Source organism: Saccharopolyspora hordei, assembly GCF_013410345.1.
GTDB lineage: Bacteria > Actinomycetota > Actinomycetes > Mycobacteriales > Pseudonocardiaceae > Saccharopolyspora > Saccharopolyspora hordei.
Window position 1 is genome coordinate 1,792,582 of the sequence record NZ_JACCFJ010000001.1, and the last position, 19,964, is coordinate 1,812,545.

A 19,964-nucleotide genomic window follows, 5' to 3' on the forward strand; every position below is an offset into this window, starting at 1 on the left:
GTCCGCGCCGGGCCCGCTGCACCCCCGCGGGTGGCCACCGGGCGGTCCTGCGCGCACCCGGACCACCGCGACGGGGCCGTGGCCGGCCCGGTGCGGCCGGGGCTCGCGCGGCGCGCACGGGCACCGGGTGCTCGGCCGTCGTCGCCGCGGGCGGGCGCGGTGGTCAGCGCGTTCGGCGAGGGCGCCACGGGGTGCGGCCCACCACGGCGGCGGCCTTCCCCGGGGAGACGTCGCTGGTCAGCTCGGTGCCGGCGGTGGCCCGCACGCGGCGCCCGGTGGTCGAGCTGGTCGTGCTGCCCGAGCTGCGCGGCACCCACCGCCGGGCGCTGGTCAGGCGGGCGCGGGCCGCGATCACGGCAGCCTCGCGTCCCGCAGCCCCGGGGTCCGGCGGCGGTGTGACGCGGGCGGACGTCCTGACCAGCGCCTTCCGCTCAGCGCGCCTGCATTACCCTGGACGAGCGATGACTTACCTCGACCACGCTGCCACCACACCCATGCGGCCAGGGGCGGTCGCAGCGCTCAGCGAGGCGTTGACCCGGCTCGGCAACGCCTCGTCGCTGCACACCTCGGGGCGCCGGGCGCGACGGGCGGTGGAGGAAGCGCGGGAGGACATCGCGGACGCCCTGGGCGCCCGGCCGTCCGAGGTGCTGTTCACCGCGGGCGGGACCGAGAGCGACAACCTGGCGGTGAAGGGGATCTTCTGGGCCCGCCGGGACGCGGACCCCGCGCGCCGGCGCGTGCTGGCGTCGATGGTGGAGCACCACGCGGTGCTCGACGCCGTCGAGTGGCTGGCCGACCACGAGGGCGCCGAGGTCACCTGGCTGCGCACCGACGAGCACGGCCGGGTGCGGCCGGAGGTGTTCGAGGAGGCGCTGGCGGAGAACCCGGACGACGTGGCGCTGGCCACCGTCATGTGGGCGAACAACGAGGTCGGCACGGTCAACCCGGTCGCGGAGCTGGCCGCGATCGCCCAGCGCTACGGGGTGCCGCTGCACACCGACGCGGTGCAGGCCGTCGAGACGCTGCCGGTGGACTTCGCGGAGTCGGGCGCCGCGGCCCTGACCATGACCGGGCACAAGGTCGGCGGCCCGTACGGGGTGGGCGTGCTGCTGCTGGGCCGCGACGTCGAGTGCACGCCGGTGCTGCACGGGGGCGGCCAGGAGCGCGAGGTGCGCTCCGGCACGCTGGACACGCCCGGGGTGCTGGGGCTGGCCGCCGCGGTGCGCGAGGCCGTGGACTCCCGCGAGACCCACGCGCGGCAGCTGGCGAAGCTGCGCGACGAGCTGATCAGTGGGGTGCGCGCCGCGGTCCCGGACGTGGTGCTCAACGGAGATCCCGGCGACGACGTCGTGGGCGGCGGGCCGTCGCGCCTGCCCGGCAACGCGCACTTCACCTTCCCCGGCTGCGAGGGCGACAGCCTGCTGATGCTGCTGGACGCCAAGGGCATCGAGTGCTCCACGGGGTCGGCGTGCACCGCCGGGGTCTCCCAGCCGAGCCACGTGCTGCTGGCGATGGGGGCCGATCCGAAGGCCGCGCGGGGGTCGCTGCGCTTCTCCCTGGGGCACACCTCGACGGCGGCCGATGTCCAGGCACTCACCGGGGTCATCGGGCCGGTGGTGCAACGAGCGCGTAGCGCCGGTCTGGCCGGGTTGCGCCGTTCTTCGGCGGGGCCGTCGGCCGCCGCCACGGAGGTGTGAGGCGTGCGAGTACTGGCAGCCATGAGCGGTGGGGTGGACTCCGCGGTCGCCGCGGCGCGGGCCGTGGACGCCGGGCACGAGGTCGTCGGGGTGCACCTGGCGCTGTCGGCCAAGCCCGGCACGCTGCGCACCGGTGCGCGGGGCTGCTGCACCATCGAGGACTCCCGCGACGCGCGCCGCGCCGCCGACCTGCTGGGCATCCCGTTCTACGTGTGGGACTTCGCGGAGCGGTTCACCGAGGAGGTCATCGAGACCTTCGTCGGCGAGTACGCCGCGGGCCGCACCCCGAACCCGTGCCTGACCTGCAACGAGAAGATCAAGTTCGAGGCGTTGCTGGACAAGGCGATGGCGCTGGGCTTCGACGCGGTCTGCACCGGCCACTACGCCCGTCTGTCCATCGTGGACGGTGTGCCGGAGCTGCGGCGCAGCCGCGACGAGGGCAAGGACCAGTCCTACGTGCTGGCCTCGCTGACCGCCGAGCAGCTGCGGCACTCGATGTTCCCGCTCGGCGACTCGCTGAAGTCCGAGGTGCGGCAGGAGGCGGCCGAGCGCGACCTGGCGGTGGCGAAGAAGCCGGACAGCCACGACATCTGCTTCATCCCGGACGGCGACACCAAGAAGTTCCTGGAGAGCAAGCTGGGCCAGCAGCCGGGCAAGCTGGTCGACGCCGAGACCGGCGCGGTGCTCGGCGAGCACACCGGGGTGCACGGGTTCACCATCGGCCAGCGCAAGGGCCTGGGCATCGACGCCCCGGCACCGGACGGGCGCCCGCGCTACGTGCTGTCGCTGGAGCCGGTGTCCGGCACGGTGAAGGTCGGCCCGGCGGACCGGTTGTCGGTGACCGAGATCGACGCCAAGCGCCCGATCTGGCCGTCCGAGCGGCCGCTGGACGGGCCGACGGAGTGCGTGGTGCAGGTCCGCGCGCACGGCGGCACCGCGGAGGCGGTCGCCGAGGCCGGCGGCGAGGGCATCCAGGTGCAGCTCCGCCAGCCGCTGCGCGGCGTGGCGCCGGGCCAGGCGATCGTGCTGTACCGGCCGGACGCCGGTGGCGACGTGGTCCTGGGCAGCGGCATCATCGCCGCCACCCGCTGAGGGACCGCACCGCGGTCACGCGGGGTCCGGCAGTCGATGGCGTTGTGCGGCCCGCCGCTCCGGCCCGGGGCGGCGGCCTTCGGGACGAGGCGCGGCGACCACGGGCCGGTCCGGGGCCGCGGGATGAGCGTCCGCCGCCGCGAAGCCCTCGCTCGTGCCGGGCACGCCAGGTGCGGTGATCACCGATCGGCAACCGGTCGCGGAAACCGTTTGTGCTCGGCACCCGGTGCCGACATGATCGGACCGTGACCACACTCCACACGACCGAGCGGGGGACCGGCGACCGCGCGGTGTTCGTGCACGGTTCGGGATGCTGGGCCGCGCACGAGACGTTCGGCTTCGCCGCGCAGCTCGCGCTCGCCGACGACTTCCACGTCGTGCTGCCGGACCGGCGCGGGTACGGGGGCAGCCCGGACGTCGAGCGCAGCGACTACGCGCAGGACGCCGCGGACGTCGCCGAGCTGCTCGACGGCGGCGCGCACCTGGTCGGCCACTCCTCGGGCGGGGTGGTGGCGATGCTCGCGGCCGCGCGCGAACCCGGTTCGGTCCGGTCGCTGACGCTCATCGAACCGGCGTGCTTCCAGGTGGCGGCGGACGCGCCGTTGGTCGCCGCGGCCCTGGAGCGCAACCGGGCCGCCATCGGGTCGGTCCCGCCGGAGCTGTCGGACGAGGACCTGGTGCGCCTGAACTTCGAGTCCGTCGGCTTCGCCGCGCCCGAGCCGACACCGGAGCTGGTGCGCGCCACGCGGACCGCGCTGGACGAGCACCCGGCCTGGGAGGCGGAGATCCCGGTCGAGCGGCTCGCCGAGGCGGGCTTCCCGAAGCTGGTCATCACCGGCACCTGGGAGGACGCGCCGCAGGCGTACCGGGAGCACGGCGGCGAGCCGATCCTGGAGTGCGCCCGGGTGACCGCGGAGCGCATCGGCGCGGACCTGCTCCGGGTGGACGGTGCCTCGCACTGGCCGCACAGCCAGCGACCCGAGACCGTCAACGCGGCGCTGCGCGAGCTCTGGAAAGCGGGGGTGCTCCGCGGTTAGTGTCTGGGGCCACCCGCGCCGATGGAGGTCCCATGTCCGGTCTTCGCGCCAGCACCGTCGCCGATGTCCTGCGCCGCACCGCCGCGAGAGTCCCCGACCGGGTCGCGCTGCGGTTCGTCGACAGCTCAGGGCGGGAGTCGGAGTGGACCTACGCCGAGCTCGACGACGCGGTCAGCCGCGCGGCCGGGGTGCTGCTGGCCGCGGGCGCGACCGCGGGCGACCGGGTCGCCGCCTACGGCAAGAACTCCGACGCCTACCTGATCGGCTTCCTCGCCTGCGCGCGGGCCGGTCTGGTGCACGTGCCGATCAACTACAACCTGACCTCGGGCGAGCTCGCCTACCTGCTGTCGCAGTCGGGCAGCAGCGTCGCGCTGGTGGACCCGGCGTTGGCGAGCAGGGTCGACGAGGTCCGGGCGGAGACCTCGGTGCAGCGCGTGGTCCCGCTGCGCGACGACGAGAAGTCGCTGCTGGCGCAGTGCTCGTCGGGACCGGTCCCCGAGCTCGACGTGGCCGTCTCCGACGACGACCTGGTGCAGCTGCTCTACACCTCGGGCACCACGTCGCTGCCCAAGGGCGCGATGATGACGCACCGCGCGCTGCTGCACGAGTACCTGTCCTGCCTGGTCGCCCTGGACTTCGCCGAGGACGACCAGCCGCTGCACGTGATGCCGCTGTACCACTCCGCGCAGATGCACGTGTTCCTGCTGCCGTACCTGATGATCGGCGCCACCAACCGGCTGGTGGAGGTGCCGGAGCCGGGTGACGTGCTGCGGCGCATCGAGCAGGAGCGGACCGGCTCGTTCTTCGCCGCGCCCACGGTCTGGGTGGCGCTGGCCAACCACGCCGACTTCGAAGGGCGCGACCTCACCTCGCTGCGCAAGGCCTACTACGGCGCCTCGATCATGCCCGGCCCGGTGCTGCAGCGGTTGCGGAGCCGGCTGCCGGAGCTCGGCTTCTACAACTGCTTCGGGCAGTCCGAGATCGCGCCGCTGGCGGCCGTGCTGCGGCCGGAGGAGCACGAGGAGCGGCCCGACTCGGCCGGGCGGCCCGTGCTGTTCGTGGAGGCGAAGGTCGTCGACGAGCAGGGCGAGGAGGTGCCGCCGGGGGAGTCCGGCGAGGTCGTCTACCGGTCGCCGCAGCTGTGCACCGGCTACTGGGACAAGCCGGAGGAGACCGCCGAGGCGTTCCGCGGCGGCTGGTTCCACTCCGGTGACCTGGTGCGGCGCGACGAGGAGGGCTACCTCTACGTGGTGGACCGGATCAAGGACGTGATCAACACCGGCGGTGTGCTGGTGGCCTCCCGCGAGGTGGAGGACGCGCTCTACACCCACCCGGCGGTGGGCGAGGTGGCGGTGGTCGCGGTGCCCGATCCGAAGTGGATCGAGCGGGTCGTGGCGGTCGTCGTGGCCAAGGACGAGGTGACCGAGGCGGAGCTGCTCGACCACGCCCGGGAGCGCCTGGCCGGGTTCAAGGTGCCCAAGGAGGTCCGCTTCGTGCCGGACCTGCCGCGCAACAGCTCCGGCAAGCTGCTCAAGCGCGTCCTCCGCGAGCAGCTCACCGCCTGAGGCGGCGGCCGTCCGGCTGTCGATAATGGCGGGGTGACTGACGCACCTTGGGGGCCGGGGATCGCCACCACCATCGGGTCGATGCCCGGCACGGATCCGGTGGAGGCCGCGCGCACCGTCGTCGGCGAGCTGCCCGACCTGACCCCGTTCCCGGAACTGCCGGGGCGCGGAGTGGGCGCCGACGTCCTGGGCCGGACCGCGGGCCTGCTGGTGGACCTCGCGGTCGAGGTCGTGCCGTCCGGGTACCGGGTGGCCGGCCGCCCGGGGCGTGACCAGCAGCGCGCCGTCGACCTGCTGCGCTGGGACCTGGACGCGGTGGAGCAGGCGGTCGCCGAGAAGGGCGCCCCGCGCGCGGTGAAGGTGCAGGCGGCGGGCCCGTGGACGCTCGCCGCGGGCATCGAGCTGCCCCGCGGGCACCGGGTGCTCACCGACCACGGCGCGCTGCGCGACTTCACCGCGTCGCTGACCGAAGGTCTGCGCGAGCACATCGCGCAGGTCGCCGACCGCACCGGCTCCCGCGTGGTGGTGCAGCTCGACGAACCCGTGCTGCCCGCGGTGCTGGCGGGGTCGCTGCCCACGCCGTCCGGCTACGGCACGGTCCCCGCCGTCCCGGAACCCGAGGCGCAGCGCCTGCTCGCCGAGGTCGTCGAGCCGCTCACCGCGGCAGCCGGGACGCCGGTGGTCGTGCACTGCTGCGCGTCCCGCCCACCGGTGGCGCTGCTGCGCCGCGCGGGCGCGGGCGCGATCGCGCTGGACGCCTCCGGCCTCGGCGACGTCTCCGGGGACCTGGCCGACGAGCTCGGCGAGGCCTGGGAAGAGGGCACCACGCTGTTCCTCGGCCTGGTGCCCAGCACCGAACCGGCCGACGCCGCGCTGCGCAGCCTCGCGCGACCGGCCTTCGACCTGGCCTCCCGCCTCGGCTTCGCCCGCGAGGTCCTCGCCGAGCGCAGCGTGCCCACCCCGACCTGCGGCCTCGCCGGCGCGACCCCGTCCTGGGCCCGCCGCGCGATCAGCCTCACCACCGACCTCGCCAAGCTCTTCACCGACGAAGCCGAGCAGTAGCGCCGAGACCCCGCTCGACCCCGGCCCACCGTGGTCCGAGCGGCGTACTCCGGATCCCCCCGATCAGTCCGCTGTGGACGTCCGCGGCCGACGAGGGGGTCACGATTGGTCCAGTCTTTTCGCGTTTCGCCGGTGAGGGCCCTCGTGCGCTGGTAGGAAGGGGCCGTGGGCAGCTACTGCGTCAGTGAGATCGAGCGCGCCGGGTGGGTGCGGCGCAGCATCATCCAGGAAGCGGCGTGCCTCACGTTCGTGCGCGGTGGCGATCTCGCCCACGTGGCCGAGGCGTTCGGGGCGGTCGCGTCGTCCGGTCGCGAGCTCGACATCGACGAGTTCTGCGAAGAGGCGTTCGCCAACCAGGAGAAGTACCCGATGGTCGCGCTCAAGCAGCTCGGCGACTGGGTGCTGGTCGTGGAGGACGGCGGTGAGCAGGGGCGGCGGCCCGAAGTGCTGCGGCGAGCGGCGGAGTCCACGGCGGTGTCGGTGTTCTGGGACGGCAGCGGCCTGACCCGGTTCTCGCACGCCGCCCGCGGTGAGCTGCGCACCGCGTTCGAGGCGGTGCTGCCCGAGTTCCGCGAGGGCACCGACCCCGACGGGCTGGAGGAGCTGCGCGTCGACCTGCCGTGGTCGCAGGCCGACCCGGTGGCGCTGATGCTGGCGCTGGCCGGGCGGATCACCGGGCTGCCGGCCAGCCCCGGGTGGCTGGCCGGGCCGCTGCGCACCTTCGCGGTCGCCCCGTGGCCGGACGACCTGGTCGCGGTGGCCGAGCCGCTGGACCACGTCGCCGGGTACCCGCCGGAGCTGGCCGCCGCGCTGCGCTCGGCCGGTGAGCAGCAGCTGCGGCGGGCCGCGGTGGCCGTCGCCCAGCAGGTGGCGCTCACCGCCGACTGCGCCGACCACCCCGTGCTCCGCCGCACCCTGGGCCGCCTGAGCTGCGGCGCTCCGGTCGACCACGGCGAACTCGCCGCCGCGGTGCGGGAGCTGTCCTGGCGGAGCGTCCTCGACCGGCCGTGCAGCACGGTCCGCGTGCAGCTGCGCGCGGCGGAGGCGGTGCGCCTGGCCACCCACCCCGACCCGCTCACCGCGCTGACCGGGGTGCTCGGCGCGGCGCGGCAGGTGCGCGGCGTGGAGGTCGGTGCGCTGGTGGACCTGGTGCGCGCGGAACTGGCGCGGTGAGTCCGTCCGTTCGGCCCCGCGCGGCAGCCCCCGACCGGCACAATGGGGCGCATGTTCAAGTTCCTCCGCCGCCGAGCCGCTGACGACGCCGCCGAACCGGTCGACGTGCAGGCCGACGCGGCCGCGCGCGCCGAGGTGTTCTGGCAGAAGTGGGACGCGCTGCTCCCCGAGATCGCCTCCGCGCTCGGCGACAGCGAGCCGCAGCGCGTCGAGAACCTGGTGGCCGACATGGTGGTCGGGGTGCACCCGAACCTGACCTTCGCCATCGAGCACGGCGAGAAGGCCACGTACGCGCTGGTGGTCAGCGGGCAGGCCGACCCGGAGCTGCGGCCCTACACCGACGCCTGGATCGCGGCCGCCCCGCAGCCGGACACGCTGTGGGAGTACCACGACTCGGTGCCGCCGGTGCCGGACCCCACGGAGGTCACGGTGAACCTGCGCGGCGGCAAGTACCCGCTGGCCGACGTGCGGCTGGCCGCGCAGGTGGACGAGGCCGAGGGCCTGGTCGACGTGGCCGTCTACCACCCCGGCTTCGCCGACCTCGAGGAGAAGGCGCGGCGGGCGCTGACGTTCCTGCCGCTGGACGCGACCCTCGGTGAGCGGCTGGCGGCCGACCGGCTGGGCCGGGTGGAGACCGCGGTGCAGGAACCGGCGGGCTCGATCGGCCTGCTGGAGTTCCGCGACATCGTCCGCGAGCTGGACCGGACCGCCACCGCGGAGTCCTCGGGCGGCGACGGGGCCTGACGGTCGGTCGGCGAGCCGCTGCGTGCCGGTGACGGGGCTGCTCGCTAGTCTCTGGGCGTGACCAGCAAGGACGTGGACGACCGCAACCCGGACAGCAGCGCCGAGGAGACCGTGCCGACCGACCCCGCCGCCGGCCAGGCGGCCGAGGGCGTCGAGGACGTGCCCGCTGACGTGCGCGAGCGCTACGCGGAGCTGGCCGAGGAAGTCCGCGGCCACCAGTTCCGCTACTACGTGCTCGACTCGCCGACCATCTCCGACGGCGAGTTCGACGAGCTGTTCGCCGAGCTGCAGCGGCTGGAGTCCGAGCACCCTGCCCTGCGGGCACCGGACTCGCCGACGCAGGTCGTCGGCGGCACCTTCTCCACCGAGTTCACCCCGGTCGCGCACCTCGAGCGGATGCTGAGCCTGGACAACGCGTTCAGCACCGAGGAGCTCACGGCCTGGGTCGAGCGCGTCGAGCGCGAGGTGGGCAGCGACGCGCACTACCTGTGCGAGCTGAAGATCGACGGCCTGGCGATCAACCTGCTGTACCGGGACGGGCGGCTGGAGCGGGCGCTGACCCGCGGTGACGGCCGCACCGGTGAGGACGTCACGCTCAACGTGCGCACCATGGGCGACGTGCCCGAGCAGCTGACCGGCACCGACGAGTACCCGGTGCCCGCGCTGGTCGAGGTGCGCGGCGAGGTGTTCTTCCGCGTCGACGAGTTCGCCGACCTCAACGCCCGGCTGGTGGAGGCGGGCAAGCCGCCGTTCGCCAACCCGCGCAACGCCGCCGCCGGCTCGCTGCGGCAGAAGGACCCGCGGATCACCCGGTCCCGTCCGCTGCGGATGATCTGCCACGGCCTCGGCAAGCGCGAGGGCTTCGAGCCGCAGCGGCAGTCCGAGTCCTACGCGGCGCTCAAGGCGTGGGGGCTGCCGGTGTCCCGCCACACCGTCGTGCTGTCCAGCGTCGCGGAGATCGTCGAGCACATCGACCACTGGGGCAAGCACCGCGACTCCGCCGAGCACGAGATCGACGGCATCGTCATCAAGGTCGACGAGGTGCCGCTGCAGCGCCGCCTCGGCGCCACCTCCCGCGCCCCGCGCTGGGCCATCGCCTACAAGTACCCGCCCGAGCAGGCCACCACGACGTTGCTCGACATCCAGGTCAACGTCGGCCGCACCGGCCGGGTCACGCCGTTCGCGGTCATGGAGCCGGTCAAGGTCGCCGGGTCCACGGTGTCGATGGCGACCCTGCACAACGCCGACGAGGTGCGTCGCAAGGGCGTGCTCATCGGTGACCGCGTGGTCATCCGCAAGGCCGGCGACGTGATCCCCGAGGTGCTCGGCCCGGTGGTCGACGTGCGCACCGGCGAGGAGCGGGAGTTCGAGATGCCCGCGACCTGCCCGGAGTGCGGGTGGGAGCTCAAGCAGCAGAAGGAGGGCGACGTCGACCTGCGCTGCCCGAACGCCCAGGGCTGCCCCGGGCAGAAGCGCGAGCGGCTGTTCTACCTGGCCAGCCGCAAGGTGCTGGACATCGACGCGCTGGGCTACGAGGCGGCGGGGGCGCTGCTGTCCGCCGGGGTGGTCGAGGACGAGGGCGACCTGTTCGACCTCGACGAGGCGAAGCTGCTCAAGACGCCGCTGTTCACCACCAAGGAGGGCAACCTCTCGGCCAACGGCCAGAAGCTGCTGGCCAACCTGGAGACGGCCAAGGAGAAGCCGCTGTGGCGGGTGCTGGTGGCGCTGTCCATCCGGCACGTCGGCCCGACGGCGGCGCAGGCGCTGGCCCGCGAGTTCGGGTCGCTGGACCGGATCGAGGCGGCGTCCGAGGAGGAGCTGGCGGCCGCCGACGGGGTGGGGCCGACCATCGCCTCCGCGGTGCGCGAGTGGTTCGCGGCGGACTGGCACCAGGAGATCGTGCGCAAGTGGCGGGCCGCCGGGGTGCGGATGGCCGACGAGCGCGACGAGTCGGTCCCGCGCACCCTGCAGGGCCTGTCGATCGTGGTCACCGGCACCCTGCAGGGCTTCTCCCGGGACGAGGCCAAGGAGCTGATCATGGCGCGCGGCGGCCGCGCGGCCGGGTCGGTGTCGAAGAAGACGGCGTTCGTGGTGGTCGGTGACTCGCCGGGGTCGAAGTACGACAAGGCGGTGCAGCTCGGGGTGCCGGTGCTGGACGAGGACGGCTTCCGCGTGCTGCTCGACCAGGGCTCGGAGGCGGCGGCCGAGGTCGCCCTGCCCGCGGAGGGGTGAGGCGTGTCGGTGCGGGACGGCGGGATCGGCGCCCGGACCTCGATCCGGGTGGCCCGGCCCGCCGAGCACGCGGCGATCGGCGAGATCTGCGTCCGCGCCTACGCCGAGGCGGGGAGCCTGCCGACCGACGTCGACTACGCCTCGGTGCTGCGCGACGCCGCCGACCGCGCGGAGCGCGCCGAGCTGCTCGTCGCGGTCCACGGTGACCGGCCGGTCGGCACGGTCACCGTGGTGCACCCCGGCACGCCGTACGCCGAGATCTCCCGGCCGGGCGAGCTGGAGTTCCGGATGCTGGCGGTGGCGCCGGAGGCGATGGGCGGCGGCGTCGGCCGCGCCCTGGTGCAGGCGGTCGTCGACCGTGCCCGCGAGCGCCGCCGGGAGCGGGTGGTGCTGTGCGTGAACGAGACGTCGGAGACGCCCCAGCGCCTCTACCGCAGCCTCGGCTTCGAGCGCTGCCCGGACCGCGACTGGTCCCCGGCCCCGAGCGTCCACCTCCTGGCCTACGCCATGGAGCTTTGATTTCGCGTCAGGCCTGCGCAGCAGAGCCTCGTGACTTCCTGCTGGAAGCCGCATGGGTGAAACATGCCGAAATAGGCTCTCCTTCGGGTAATCTAGATCACCCTGGGTAGCGATCTCTTGGTTTCACGTCGGCGAACATCCTTCGTCGGCGGAATCACCGGAAGGAGCACCATGCCTGATGTCGTGGGGGTACACGGCGTGGGTTGGCACAGCAAGTCACGGCGGGAGATGGCGGAGCGATGGAGGGCGGCTCTCGTCGAGGGGCTGGAGAACGAACGCTTTCCAGGCGCCTCGTCCCTCGTCTTCGAGCCGGCCTTCTACGGGCACCTCTACAACACTGGTGGAAAGGGCACACCGGTTGCGGAGATCGAGCACGGCTTTGAGGTCGAGCTGTTGACGGAGCTCGCCGAGCAGGCAGCACCGGTTCGGGAGACCACCAAGGTCTACGCGCCCCGCCAGGTCCAGCGCCTCTTCCGGCGGCTGCAGTCGACCGACTTCTTCACCGGCGCGGCTGACCGAGCCCTGGTCCGCTTCCTCAAGCAGGTCCACCGTTACTTCGCCGACCCCGAATTGCGCGGAGGCGTTCAGCGGGAATTGCGCATGGCGATCGGTGATGGGGCGCCCGTGGTGGTCGCTCACTCACTGGGCAGCGTCGCTGCGTACGAGTTGCTGCGAGGCGAACAGGACCTGCGGGTCGAGACGTTGGTGACCGTCGGTTCACCTCTGGGATTACGGGTGATCCGGGAACGCTTGAGTCTGGATGGTGATGCGAACCGCAACTGGCCCGGCAAGGTGCGTCGCTGGATCAACATCGCTGCCGTTGAGGACGCGATCGCCACTGTCAAGGAACTGGACGGGGTGTACGGCAACGGGATCGAGGACCGCACGGTGTTCAACACACGCATGCGGGCCCATCACTGTGAGCGCTACCTGAAGAACGTGGAGACGAGCCGTGCTGTCGCCGCCGCGCTCTCCTGAGCGTGTGTACTTCCTCGCGGGGGTTGCGAAGTACGAGGGTGAGTCCCTGCAGAACCTGGAGAGCGTTCCTGAAGAACTCGCCCGGATGCGCAGTCTCCTGGAACGGTTGGGATTCACCGACGGCGCGCCTTCGGACTTGAGGGGCGCTGAGGAGATCTCGCCGCTGGCCATGCGGAAGGCTCTGAGCGATTGGGCCACCCAACACGATGACGGTGAAGAGCGCACCGTCGTGATCTACTGCACGGGCCACGGGGAAGTCCCGGATTGGGCCCCGAGCGGGTGGTTCCTCGTTGACCGTGACTACCTGGCCGATCCCCTCGGGAACCGCTTGGACCCTGCAGACCTGCTCGAGCAGTTCGCTCGGGTGCACGCGGCGACCGACGTGCTTCTCGTGCTCGACGCGTGCATGAGCGGGCAGGGGGCTGTGGACAGCCTGTCGAAGGCGCTGAAGCGCTGGGAGACCCTGACCGAGAACTGCAACGTTCAAGTCATCGCGTCCGCTCGGCCGGTGGAAGAAGCCGGACAGCTCCGTTTCGTGTCGGCTTTCGAGCGAGCACTTGACCACGAGCCCCAGGGGAACGAGTACATCGACCTCCTCCGGCTGATCGGTGAGGTGAACGAGGAGCTCGGAGGGGAACAGCAGAGCAGCGTGCTCGCCACGCCTCAGGTGGGACGGTGCCGTGTCCTGCCCAACCCCAAGCACATGCCTCGAAGAGCGCCGGATTGGCTGGCCGGCGACCTAGCAGTCTGGAGCGCTCCTGCTCGTGGGGTAACAGAGCCCAACGAACCCGGTTGGTTCTTCACCGGCCGAGACAGCGCCCTGGCCGACCTCGTCACCACATTGGACGAAGAGCGTTCGAGCGGCGGACCGTGCCTCGTGGTCGGGAGTCCGGGCACCGGGAAGACAGCGCTCTTGGCCAGGTTGTACCTCGCTGGCCATGAGAAACACCGTCCGCTTCTGCCGCTGGTGGCGAGGGAGGGCTTGCTCCCTCCGGAACAGAGCGTGCATGCCGCCGTCAGTTTCGCCGACCAGCCGCTGTCCCTCGACCGGCTCAGCGAGGAGCTCGCGCGGCAGCTGGGAGTTCCAGAGGCGAGTGGAGACATCGAGGAGCTGGTGTCCGCACTCGCGCGGAAGGGAGAGCACGTCGGGATCGTGCTCGACGACGTGCACCGTTGTCCGGAGTTCTCGCAGTTGTTCGAGCTGGTGTTGCGACCGCTGGCACGACTCCGGAACGTGCGGTTGGTGTGCAGTGCAGACTCGGCCGAACGGCTGGAGGGCTGGGCGTACCGCATCATCGACCTGGACGAACCGCAGCACGCGGATGACCGTGAACTGCGCGCGTACATCCGCGACCGGCTGCTCCGCACGCCTGGTTCTCCGTTCGCGGGAGACGAGAGGCGAGCAGAGGAGCTGGCGGACCGCACGCTGCCGTTCTGCGCGCGCAACTACGCAGTCGCGGCTGAGTGCACGAAGGTGTTGCTCCGCGCGTCGACCGACCTCGAGCGCGCGGTAGCACGAAGAGCTGCAGTGGTCACCGACTCGCTGCTGCGGCGGGCGATCGGCACCGAGGACGCCCACGTCCTGGTGAAACCGCTCCGCATTGCCCCCACGGAATGGTTGCCCCGTTCGGTGTGGTCGCGAGTCGTGTCGGCCGACCCGAACATCTCGCGCGAGTACAGCGGGAGCGAGATCGAGGACGTGGCGCGATCGGGTCGTGCGTTCCTGGAACGATCGACGAACGAGGACGGTGAACCGTGTTGGCGTCTGCGCACACCGCTTGAGCCGGGCGGTGTGAGTCACCGGAGCACGCTTGCCACCTTGTACAACGCTGCGTTCCCGGACGGCTCGCCACGATGGGACCGGGTGGATCCGGCTCTAGCCCGTCTGCTCGTGCGTCAAGCCCAGCGAGACTCCAGCGATCTTCGGAGGTTGCTGGAGGACACGTCGTTCCTGACGCATGTCGCCCCGCAGCCGGACCTCGGTCCCGCCGCAGTGGAAAGTGGCATGCGCGACCTGGTGAACCTGTGGTTCGAGGTGCACCGGAGGGCTCTCGACCCCGATCGCAGAGCGGCTCTCACCACAATCCTGGCAGCGCATCGCGGTCTTCCCGCGAGTGGTCCTGCCCCGCGGATCGGACCTGTCGAACTGACCTGGGCCGTCCGGTACGCCGATGATGTCCACGGGGCGACCGGGCTCGTCACTGCATCTGGCTGGGCAGCCACGAGCCACGATGACGGCTCCATGCGGCTGTGGTCCCTGGCATCCCTCAGCGAACCGGAACAGCTCTCGTGTTTAGGGCCCGGCGAGTTCGCGGTACGGGACATGGCGATGACATCGGTCGGGGGCGATCCGGTCGTCGCCGCGGTCAGGTGGAACGGCGAAGTGCTCGTCTGGTGGCCGAAGCGCGAGAAGACGACGCTACTCAGCTCAGAGCGCGGCCCTGATCCGAAGCAGATCGGGCTGACCAGCGCGGGAGTCGTCCTCGGCAGGCAGCGCGAAGTCGAGGTGATCGACGTCGACACGCAGGCATCTCGGCGGCGCTGGCGTCTTCAGCACTTGCGGCTCACCGCGGTCCGAGCCATCGAAGATGGTGGTTTCGTCGTGGGCACGGCGGACGGTGCTGTTGTGTGGCGCAGCGCCGACCGCGTGATGATGCAGCGTCACGACGCTGCCATCGCCGGACTGGCGGTCTCGAGCAGCGGCCGGGTCATCGCCGCCCACAGCGAAGACGGCCGGATCTCGGTGCGCGATGCCCACACGGGGCGGTTGGTCCTGGATGTTGCATCCCCTGGGGCAACGCGCTTGGCGGTCAGCGACGACTGGCTCGCCGTCGTGCACGACGACCCGTCGCCACGCTGTGTCCTGCACGATCTTGCCGCTACCGCTCCGACGATCGAGGTACCGATGCCGGAAGGGCCGGTTGCAGCCGCTTTTCTGGAGAACCATGGGGACCAAGGGGTGTTGATCGCGGCCAAGAACGGATTCGCGAGGTTGACGATGGGCGCCGCAACGAGGGACCAGGTGGAGCGGTGACGGAGATGGTAGGACGCGCCACGAACGAGTTGATCATCGAGCTTCTCGAGCTCCGCGACGTGCTCAGTGGGCCGAACGAGGCAGAGGACTTCGGTGTGCTCGTCCGGCTCTACGACCGTGCCAGTGCGCGACCTAGCGCATCGGCGCAGTGCCAGGTCCGCATCCCGAAGTGGCTCACTGAGATTGCGGGCAGACCGGTCGTCGAGGTCCTCGAAGACTGGTTCACCTCCCCCGACGTTCCCTTGGCACTGGCTCAGGTGCTCTCCGCTGAGCAGCAGGAAGAGTTGCTCGACTTCCTCCACGCTGTCTGTGAGATCGAACCTGCCGCCAGACCGTCCGAGGACGGGATGCCCGTCGCGGTCTTGGATCCGTCCGGTCACGGGGCCCTGCCGCTCGTGTTGCGCCTGCACGACTCTGAGGAGGCGGGAGGACCACAGCTCACCGGGTTCGGGGCCCGCACCGAGGCGGCAGTACACGCAGGATTCGTCGCTGCACAGGCGGTGCTTGCCGAACTCGACATCACATCGACCGGAGGCATCGCAGCCGAACTGCCAGGAGTCGAAGGGCGGTTGGAGGATCCAGCGCTGGCACTGCCGTTGGCTCTGCGCGTCCTGGCGAGGGCGGCCGCGCCGCTCGAGCTGCCCGCGGACATCGTGATCGCAGGTGAGGTGGTCGACGGCGAGTGCAAGGCCTTGAACGAGTCGGAGGTGCGTCGGCGCCTCGACGCCGCCGGATGCCATGGGCGGGGGCTCCTCGCGCCCACTGACTCCGGGTGGGTGGTGTACCGCTCAGCGGATGATGTCGGCGAACACCGCGGGACCGACTTGAGCCTGTACGGCGCTGCACGGGCGCTGTGGCCTGAGGCCTGGTCCGCTTGGGCGGAGGAGCAGCGGCGAGCGATCCTCAGCCGTCTGCGGTGGTCGGTCAAGGAGGAGCTGCCGCAGCGCCGCCAGCCGCTGGAGGACACCGACGTCCGACAGGTCGACGAACTCGAACGGGTGTTCACAGAGAACTACCGGGCCCGTGCGGTGATCGGCGGACCCGCGGGCAGCGGCAAGAGCACCATCGCACGTCTGGTGGCTCGTCGCCTGCGGGCCCAGGGTTGGCAGGTGGTCACCGTGGTCCCCGCCCACGCTCGGTTGCCTGATCCGGGGCAGCTGCGGGCGGTGGCCTCGGCCGCCTTGGCCATGCCTGAGATCGAGAGCACGCGTCGTCTAGTCGTCGTGGACGACGTCGCACCTGTCGATGAGGCTGACGACGCCGACATCGACGACTTGTTGGCTTCCGTGAGCTCGTCCCTGGGTGTCGCGGTGCTCGCCGTGCTCCAGTACGACATCAACGCGGTGGACTTCAAGACCGACAGCGTCTTCGTGCTCCAGGGCGTGGTGGGTCAAGCCGCGGCGCTGAGATTCGCTGAGGACCTGATCGCAGCCCACCCTCACCTGGCCGGCGCCAAGCCTTGGCTGAGCGACATCGTCCGACGGCACTACCGCGATCTGCACCGCCTCTGTTGGGCGCTGCAACAGGCGACGTCGACTGGCCAAGACTTGTTGAGTGATGAGCAGATCGAAGCGCGCTTGTCAGAACTAGATGAGGACCAGTTGTATGCGCTCGCCCGACTTGCCGCTGTCTCGTTGCTGAACAACGGAAGCCACGCGAAAGACCTTTACCCACTGGGGGACAAGGATTTCGCGGATTTCGGTGCCCAGTACTCTGACCGGAGCGAACGATGGCGCCTGTATGATCACGGCACATGCCACCGGATATTGCGGAGGCACCTGGTTCGAAAGGGGATCGATCCGGGGTCTGAGGTCGCCGTTCACCGCGAGATCGCTAACCTTTCCGCGGCCGTGTTCGAAGAGACACTGGTCGGTGGCAACGATCAACCGGTGGCATTTCTGCGCAACGCACGGTATGGCAACGAGTCCGCGTGCCGCAGGATGCTGGCGGAGAGTGCTACTCTCGAACCGCAGTTCATGTCGTGGCTTGCCAGGATCGATGTCCTCACCTTGGCCGAGTTTGCGCTCGCTGCTGACAGTGTGTTGCCACAGAAGCTTCTCGGGGAAGTCGAACGCTGTCTCCTCGCGCGCGCGGAACTCCTGGACTCGCCCACCGGAGGCGAGCTCCTGCTGGTCTTGCGTGCCCTGCACCGGTTCCGGCATCGGGCAGCTGAGCAAGATTTCGAGGCGACTCTGGAGAGAGTCGCCCGCGTCGCCGAAGAAGTGTTGCGCACCTCCAGGGGCAGTGCGCGTACTCTCTTCCGCTTGGTCGAGCTCCTCGTCCGATTCCACCACGACGAGTTGAACAAGGTCGTGGCGGCGGTCGGTTCCGGTGCGCTGACCGATCTCGATCCCAATGATGTGGGCGACTACGGTTTGGTCCGTCGGCTCTCGAGGCTGTTGAAGCAAGCTGCGCGGGCTTCGGGTGAGACATTGCTCGAGTTGGAGGCCAACGGTGAGGTCGCGAAGTTGGTGCGTCATCGGCCGCAGCCTCGCCGGGGCGCTCCGATCATGCTCGCCCTGGTGGCGCTGCGCGGAGAACTCGGCAAGCTGTCAGACAACTGGGACGAGGTGTGGCGAGAATTCGGTCCGGGTATAGTGGCTTCTTTGCCGCACAGTGACGTCGGTGAATTGAAGAAGGCGCTCATTGACCTGCACGGATATTCGCCGGCATTGTGCTTGCACATGCTTCAGAATGTCGCCGGGCTTGACACTGCTCTGCGGACTCTCTTGGAGAGGAACGCTTTTGCGGGTGAAGCAGCCCAGCTCGTCGGCGTGTTGACCCATAGGCATCCTCGGCTGGCCTCCAAGGTGCTGTACGAGAGATCGGCTCCCGGGGTGTCGGCCGAAGCGCCGCCACGAAAGCGATTGGTCGAGAAGTTCGCTCGGCGAATCAAAGAAACGGGGGACAACAAGGGAGCTGGAATGCTCCTGCGCTCGACCCACGTCCTCGACGACTGGAGCGGGAATCCCGCGCGCGGGTTCTCCCATCATCTAGCGGTCGCTCTGGGGTTTGATTGGTTTCAAGAGCAGGTTGTCCGGGATGCCAGGGTGTCTGTCGTTGGATACCTGCTGTCTGGCCTGTCGAAGTCGCGAGCACCGTTCCGGGACAAGCTGCTCGACAAGGCTCGAGAATCTGTGGTCAACGCTGTCCGTGCGTCATTGCGACCGTGGGGGCCGCAGTTGGCGCTGACCATTGCTGATGACCCAGATCATGGGGACAAGTTCGTCGAGAAGTTGAGGAACGAGATCTCCGCGGAACGGCTTCTGGAGGGGATGCTGCGTGCTGGCAACCCCGACTCCCGGACATTTTTCCACCGGTTGGGGCGGACTCTCTACAGAGAGATTCCCACGACCTATCGCGATAGGTACGACCAAGAAGATCGGATTCTGACGAAGTCGCCGAGTTCGGCCCTGCAAGCTCTGGTCGAGGCAGCGAACACCTTGCGGTCGGCACACATCCCGAGTGCAGGCAAGGATGTGCTCGAAAGCGCCCTCCGCAGCAAACCCGGGAAAGAGATGCTCGACAGACTTGGCCGGTACACGTCGCCGACGGAGCTGGCGACGTCCATCCGGTTGCTGTACCGGCTTGATCCTGATTTCGCGAGAGCCAAGGTCGACGAGTTGATGACGCCCCGTCGCAAGAGTTGGGACGGACATGCTTCGGTGCTGCGTGATCGAGTGTTGTACGCGTTGTTCAACGCGCCTGCCGCTGCTGCCGACCTCATGAGCGCTGTAGAGCACGCTGCTCCGGGCCAAGGCGCGAGGCTGCTGGAGCAAGCTCGGTCCCGAAAGCAAGCTTGGAACACCTTCACTGACGAGGTGAAGTACATCCAGTACCCGACGCAGCAGTGGGCGATCGCCTATCATCTCGCTACGGTGGGCTTGCGGAGAGGTCAACCCCAAACGGATTGGATGCAGCACATATACCAGGCGCGCACAAAGACGCTCCCGCGTGTGCGCAGTCCCCGCTTGATCACTGAGACGCTGCAGATGTTCCACCTCTGGGACGAGGAATGGTTCGCGAGCGCGGTGGAACGGGTGGATGTTCCCCGATTGGTTTCCCGGTTGGCTGACGGGATCCCCGCGGACCTCGCAGCGGTACCGTCACTGTTGTCTGCCTTGGAAGCCGCAGGGGCAGAGGAGGTCGCGAGGAAGATCAGCGGAGTGTTCACCCTGCTCGAGCCAGCTGCAGTAGTGCGGCGTGTCGGGCTGCGTCAAGCATCCCGCCTTGTGATGTGGCTCAGTGACCACGGGGCCGCGGAAGCAGAGGACCTCGCTGTTGAACTGGCTCGCTCGACCTCGTCCCGGCTTGCGCGTACAACGATCCGGGACGAAGCCGTGCACTGGACTGAGATCGGCTGGGCCGCTGCGGCGTTGCACCGTGTCGGAGCCGCCCAGCACCTCAGCGAGGTTGATCCCGCCGTCGGGCCGAACCTTGCGTTTCCGGCTGAGTGTGCGTGGGGAGTGGCGCGGCTACCACAGCAGCGGTGGACGCGGACCGCGCTGTCGACCGCGCTGGACAAACTGGCCGCTGGGCATGGGCCCGCCGACGCCACGACGGCGTTCCACACGCTCGCTGCCGCCTCGGTGGCCGGTCGCACCGCGGACTTCATCCGAGAGCCGCAACAGTGGTCCGAGGTGTCGAAGGTGAGCATGGGGCAGCTGCGGGAGCTGCAACGACTCGCCGATTCCGATCCTGTTCTGAAGGCGTTCCTGCGGGAGCGCAGCGATGACTTCGCCCGCCACCTGACTGACGGGCCGAGTCACGACTACCGGGTGGAGGAGACGCTCAGTTGGTTCGACGGCGCCGTTGACGAGGCCAGTTGATG

General features: G+C 70.3%; 13 protein-coding genes. 12 read left to right on the forward strand and 1 reads right to left on the reverse strand.

Annotated elements, in window-relative coordinates:
* Nucleotides 1–163: 163 nt before the first annotated feature.
* Nucleotides 164–355 carry a hypothetical protein gene (locus HNR68_RS08475; protein WP_179719270.1) on the reverse strand — a complete coding sequence of 64 codons (192 nt, stop codon included), beginning with the start codon at nucleotides 353–355 and terminating at the stop codon, nucleotides 164–166.
* 106 nt (nucleotides 356–461) lie between these two features.
* Between HNR68_RS08475 and HNR68_RS08480 the strand changes: the two genes are divergently transcribed.
* From HNR68_RS08480 to HNR68_RS08535, 12 genes are all read left to right on the forward strand, one after another.
* Nucleotides 462–1,697: a cysteine desulfurase family protein gene (locus HNR68_RS08480; protein WP_179719273.1), complete on the forward strand. Its 1,236-nt coding sequence runs from the start codon at nucleotides 462–464 to the stop codon at nucleotides 1,695–1,697.
* A gap of 3 nt (nucleotides 1,698–1,700) precedes the next feature.
* Nucleotides 1,701–2,789 (forward strand): tRNA 2-thiouridine(34) synthase MnmA, encoded by a 1,089-nt coding sequence (gene mnmA, locus HNR68_RS08485; RefSeq protein WP_179719275.1) that lies wholly within the window; start codon nucleotides 1,701–1,703, stop codon nucleotides 2,787–2,789.
* Nucleotides 2,790–3,034: 245 nt separating this feature from the next.
* Nucleotides 3,035–3,826, forward strand: a complete 792-nt coding sequence (locus tag HNR68_RS08490) for an alpha/beta fold hydrolase (RefSeq protein WP_179719277.1) — start codon at nucleotides 3,035–3,037, stop codon at nucleotides 3,824–3,826.
* A 32-nt stretch (nucleotides 3,827–3,858) separates the two neighbouring features.
* Nucleotides 3,859–5,391, forward strand: coding sequence for a fatty acyl-CoA synthetase (locus HNR68_RS08495; protein ID WP_179719279.1), 1,533 nt, complete (start codon nucleotides 3,859–3,861; stop codon nucleotides 5,389–5,391).
* 33 nt (nucleotides 5,392–5,424) lie between these two features.
* Complete coding sequence (locus tag HNR68_RS08500; protein WP_179719281.1) at nucleotides 5,425–6,453, forward strand: uroporphyrinogen decarboxylase/cobalamine-independent methonine synthase family protein; 1,029 nt, start codon at nucleotides 5,425–5,427, stop codon at nucleotides 6,451–6,453.
* A 165-nt stretch (nucleotides 6,454–6,618) separates the two neighbouring features.
* On the forward strand, nucleotides 6,619–7,626 hold the full coding sequence (locus tag HNR68_RS08505) for a DUF6461 domain-containing protein (protein WP_179719283.1): 1,008 nt from the start codon (nucleotides 6,619–6,621) through the stop codon (nucleotides 7,624–7,626).
* Between the two features lie 51 nt (nucleotides 7,627–7,677).
* Nucleotides 7,678–8,370 carry a hypothetical protein gene (locus HNR68_RS08510; protein WP_179719285.1) on the forward strand — a complete coding sequence of 231 codons (693 nt, stop codon included), beginning with the start codon at nucleotides 7,678–7,680 and terminating at the stop codon, nucleotides 8,368–8,370.
* Nucleotides 8,371–8,481: 111 nt separating this feature from the next.
* Entirely contained in the window at nucleotides 8,482–10,602 is a 2,121-nt protein-coding gene (gene ligA / locus HNR68_RS08515) for an NAD-dependent DNA ligase LigA (protein WP_343050456.1), read from the forward strand.
* A 3-nt stretch (nucleotides 10,603–10,605) separates the two neighbouring features.
* On the forward strand, nucleotides 10,606–11,121 hold the full coding sequence (locus HNR68_RS08520; protein WP_343050003.1) for a GNAT family N-acetyltransferase: 516 nt from the start codon (nucleotides 10,606–10,608) through the stop codon (nucleotides 11,119–11,121).
* A 171-nt stretch (nucleotides 11,122–11,292) separates the two neighbouring features.
* Nucleotides 11,293–12,099 carry an alpha/beta hydrolase family protein gene (locus tag HNR68_RS08525; RefSeq protein ID WP_179719289.1) on the forward strand — a complete coding sequence of 269 codons (807 nt, stop codon included), beginning with the start codon at nucleotides 11,293–11,295 and terminating at the stop codon, nucleotides 12,097–12,099.
* Nucleotides 12,100–12,103: 4 nt separating this feature from the next.
* A complete protein-coding gene (locus HNR68_RS08530; RefSeq protein ID WP_179719290.1) occupies nucleotides 12,104–15,133 on the forward strand; it encodes an AAA family ATPase in 3,030 nt (1,009 codons plus the stop codon).
* Complete coding sequence (locus HNR68_RS08535; protein WP_179719292.1) at nucleotides 15,130–19,962, forward strand: nucleoside/nucleotide kinase family protein; 4,833 nt, start codon at nucleotides 15,130–15,132, stop codon at nucleotides 19,960–19,962. Before HNR68_RS08530 ends, HNR68_RS08535 begins: the two co-directional genes overlap by 4 nt.
* Nucleotides 19,963–19,964 lie beyond the last annotated feature (2 nt).

Coding starts and splice junctions, on each gene's coding strand:
- HNR68_RS08480 (WP_179719273.1), top strand. CDS start 462: ATGACTTACCTCGACCACGCTGCCACCACACCCATGCGGCCAGGGGCG.
- HNR68_RS08495 (WP_179719279.1), top strand. CDS start 3,859: ATGTCCGGTCTTCGCGCCAGCACCGTCGCCGATGTCCTGCGCCGCACC.
- HNR68_RS08510 (WP_179719285.1), top strand. CDS start 7,678: ATGTTCAAGTTCCTCCGCCGCCGAGCCGCTGACGACGCCGCCGAACCG.
- HNR68_RS08525 (WP_179719289.1), top strand. CDS start 11,293: ATGCCTGATGTCGTGGGGGTACACGGCGTGGGTTGGCACAGCAAGTCA.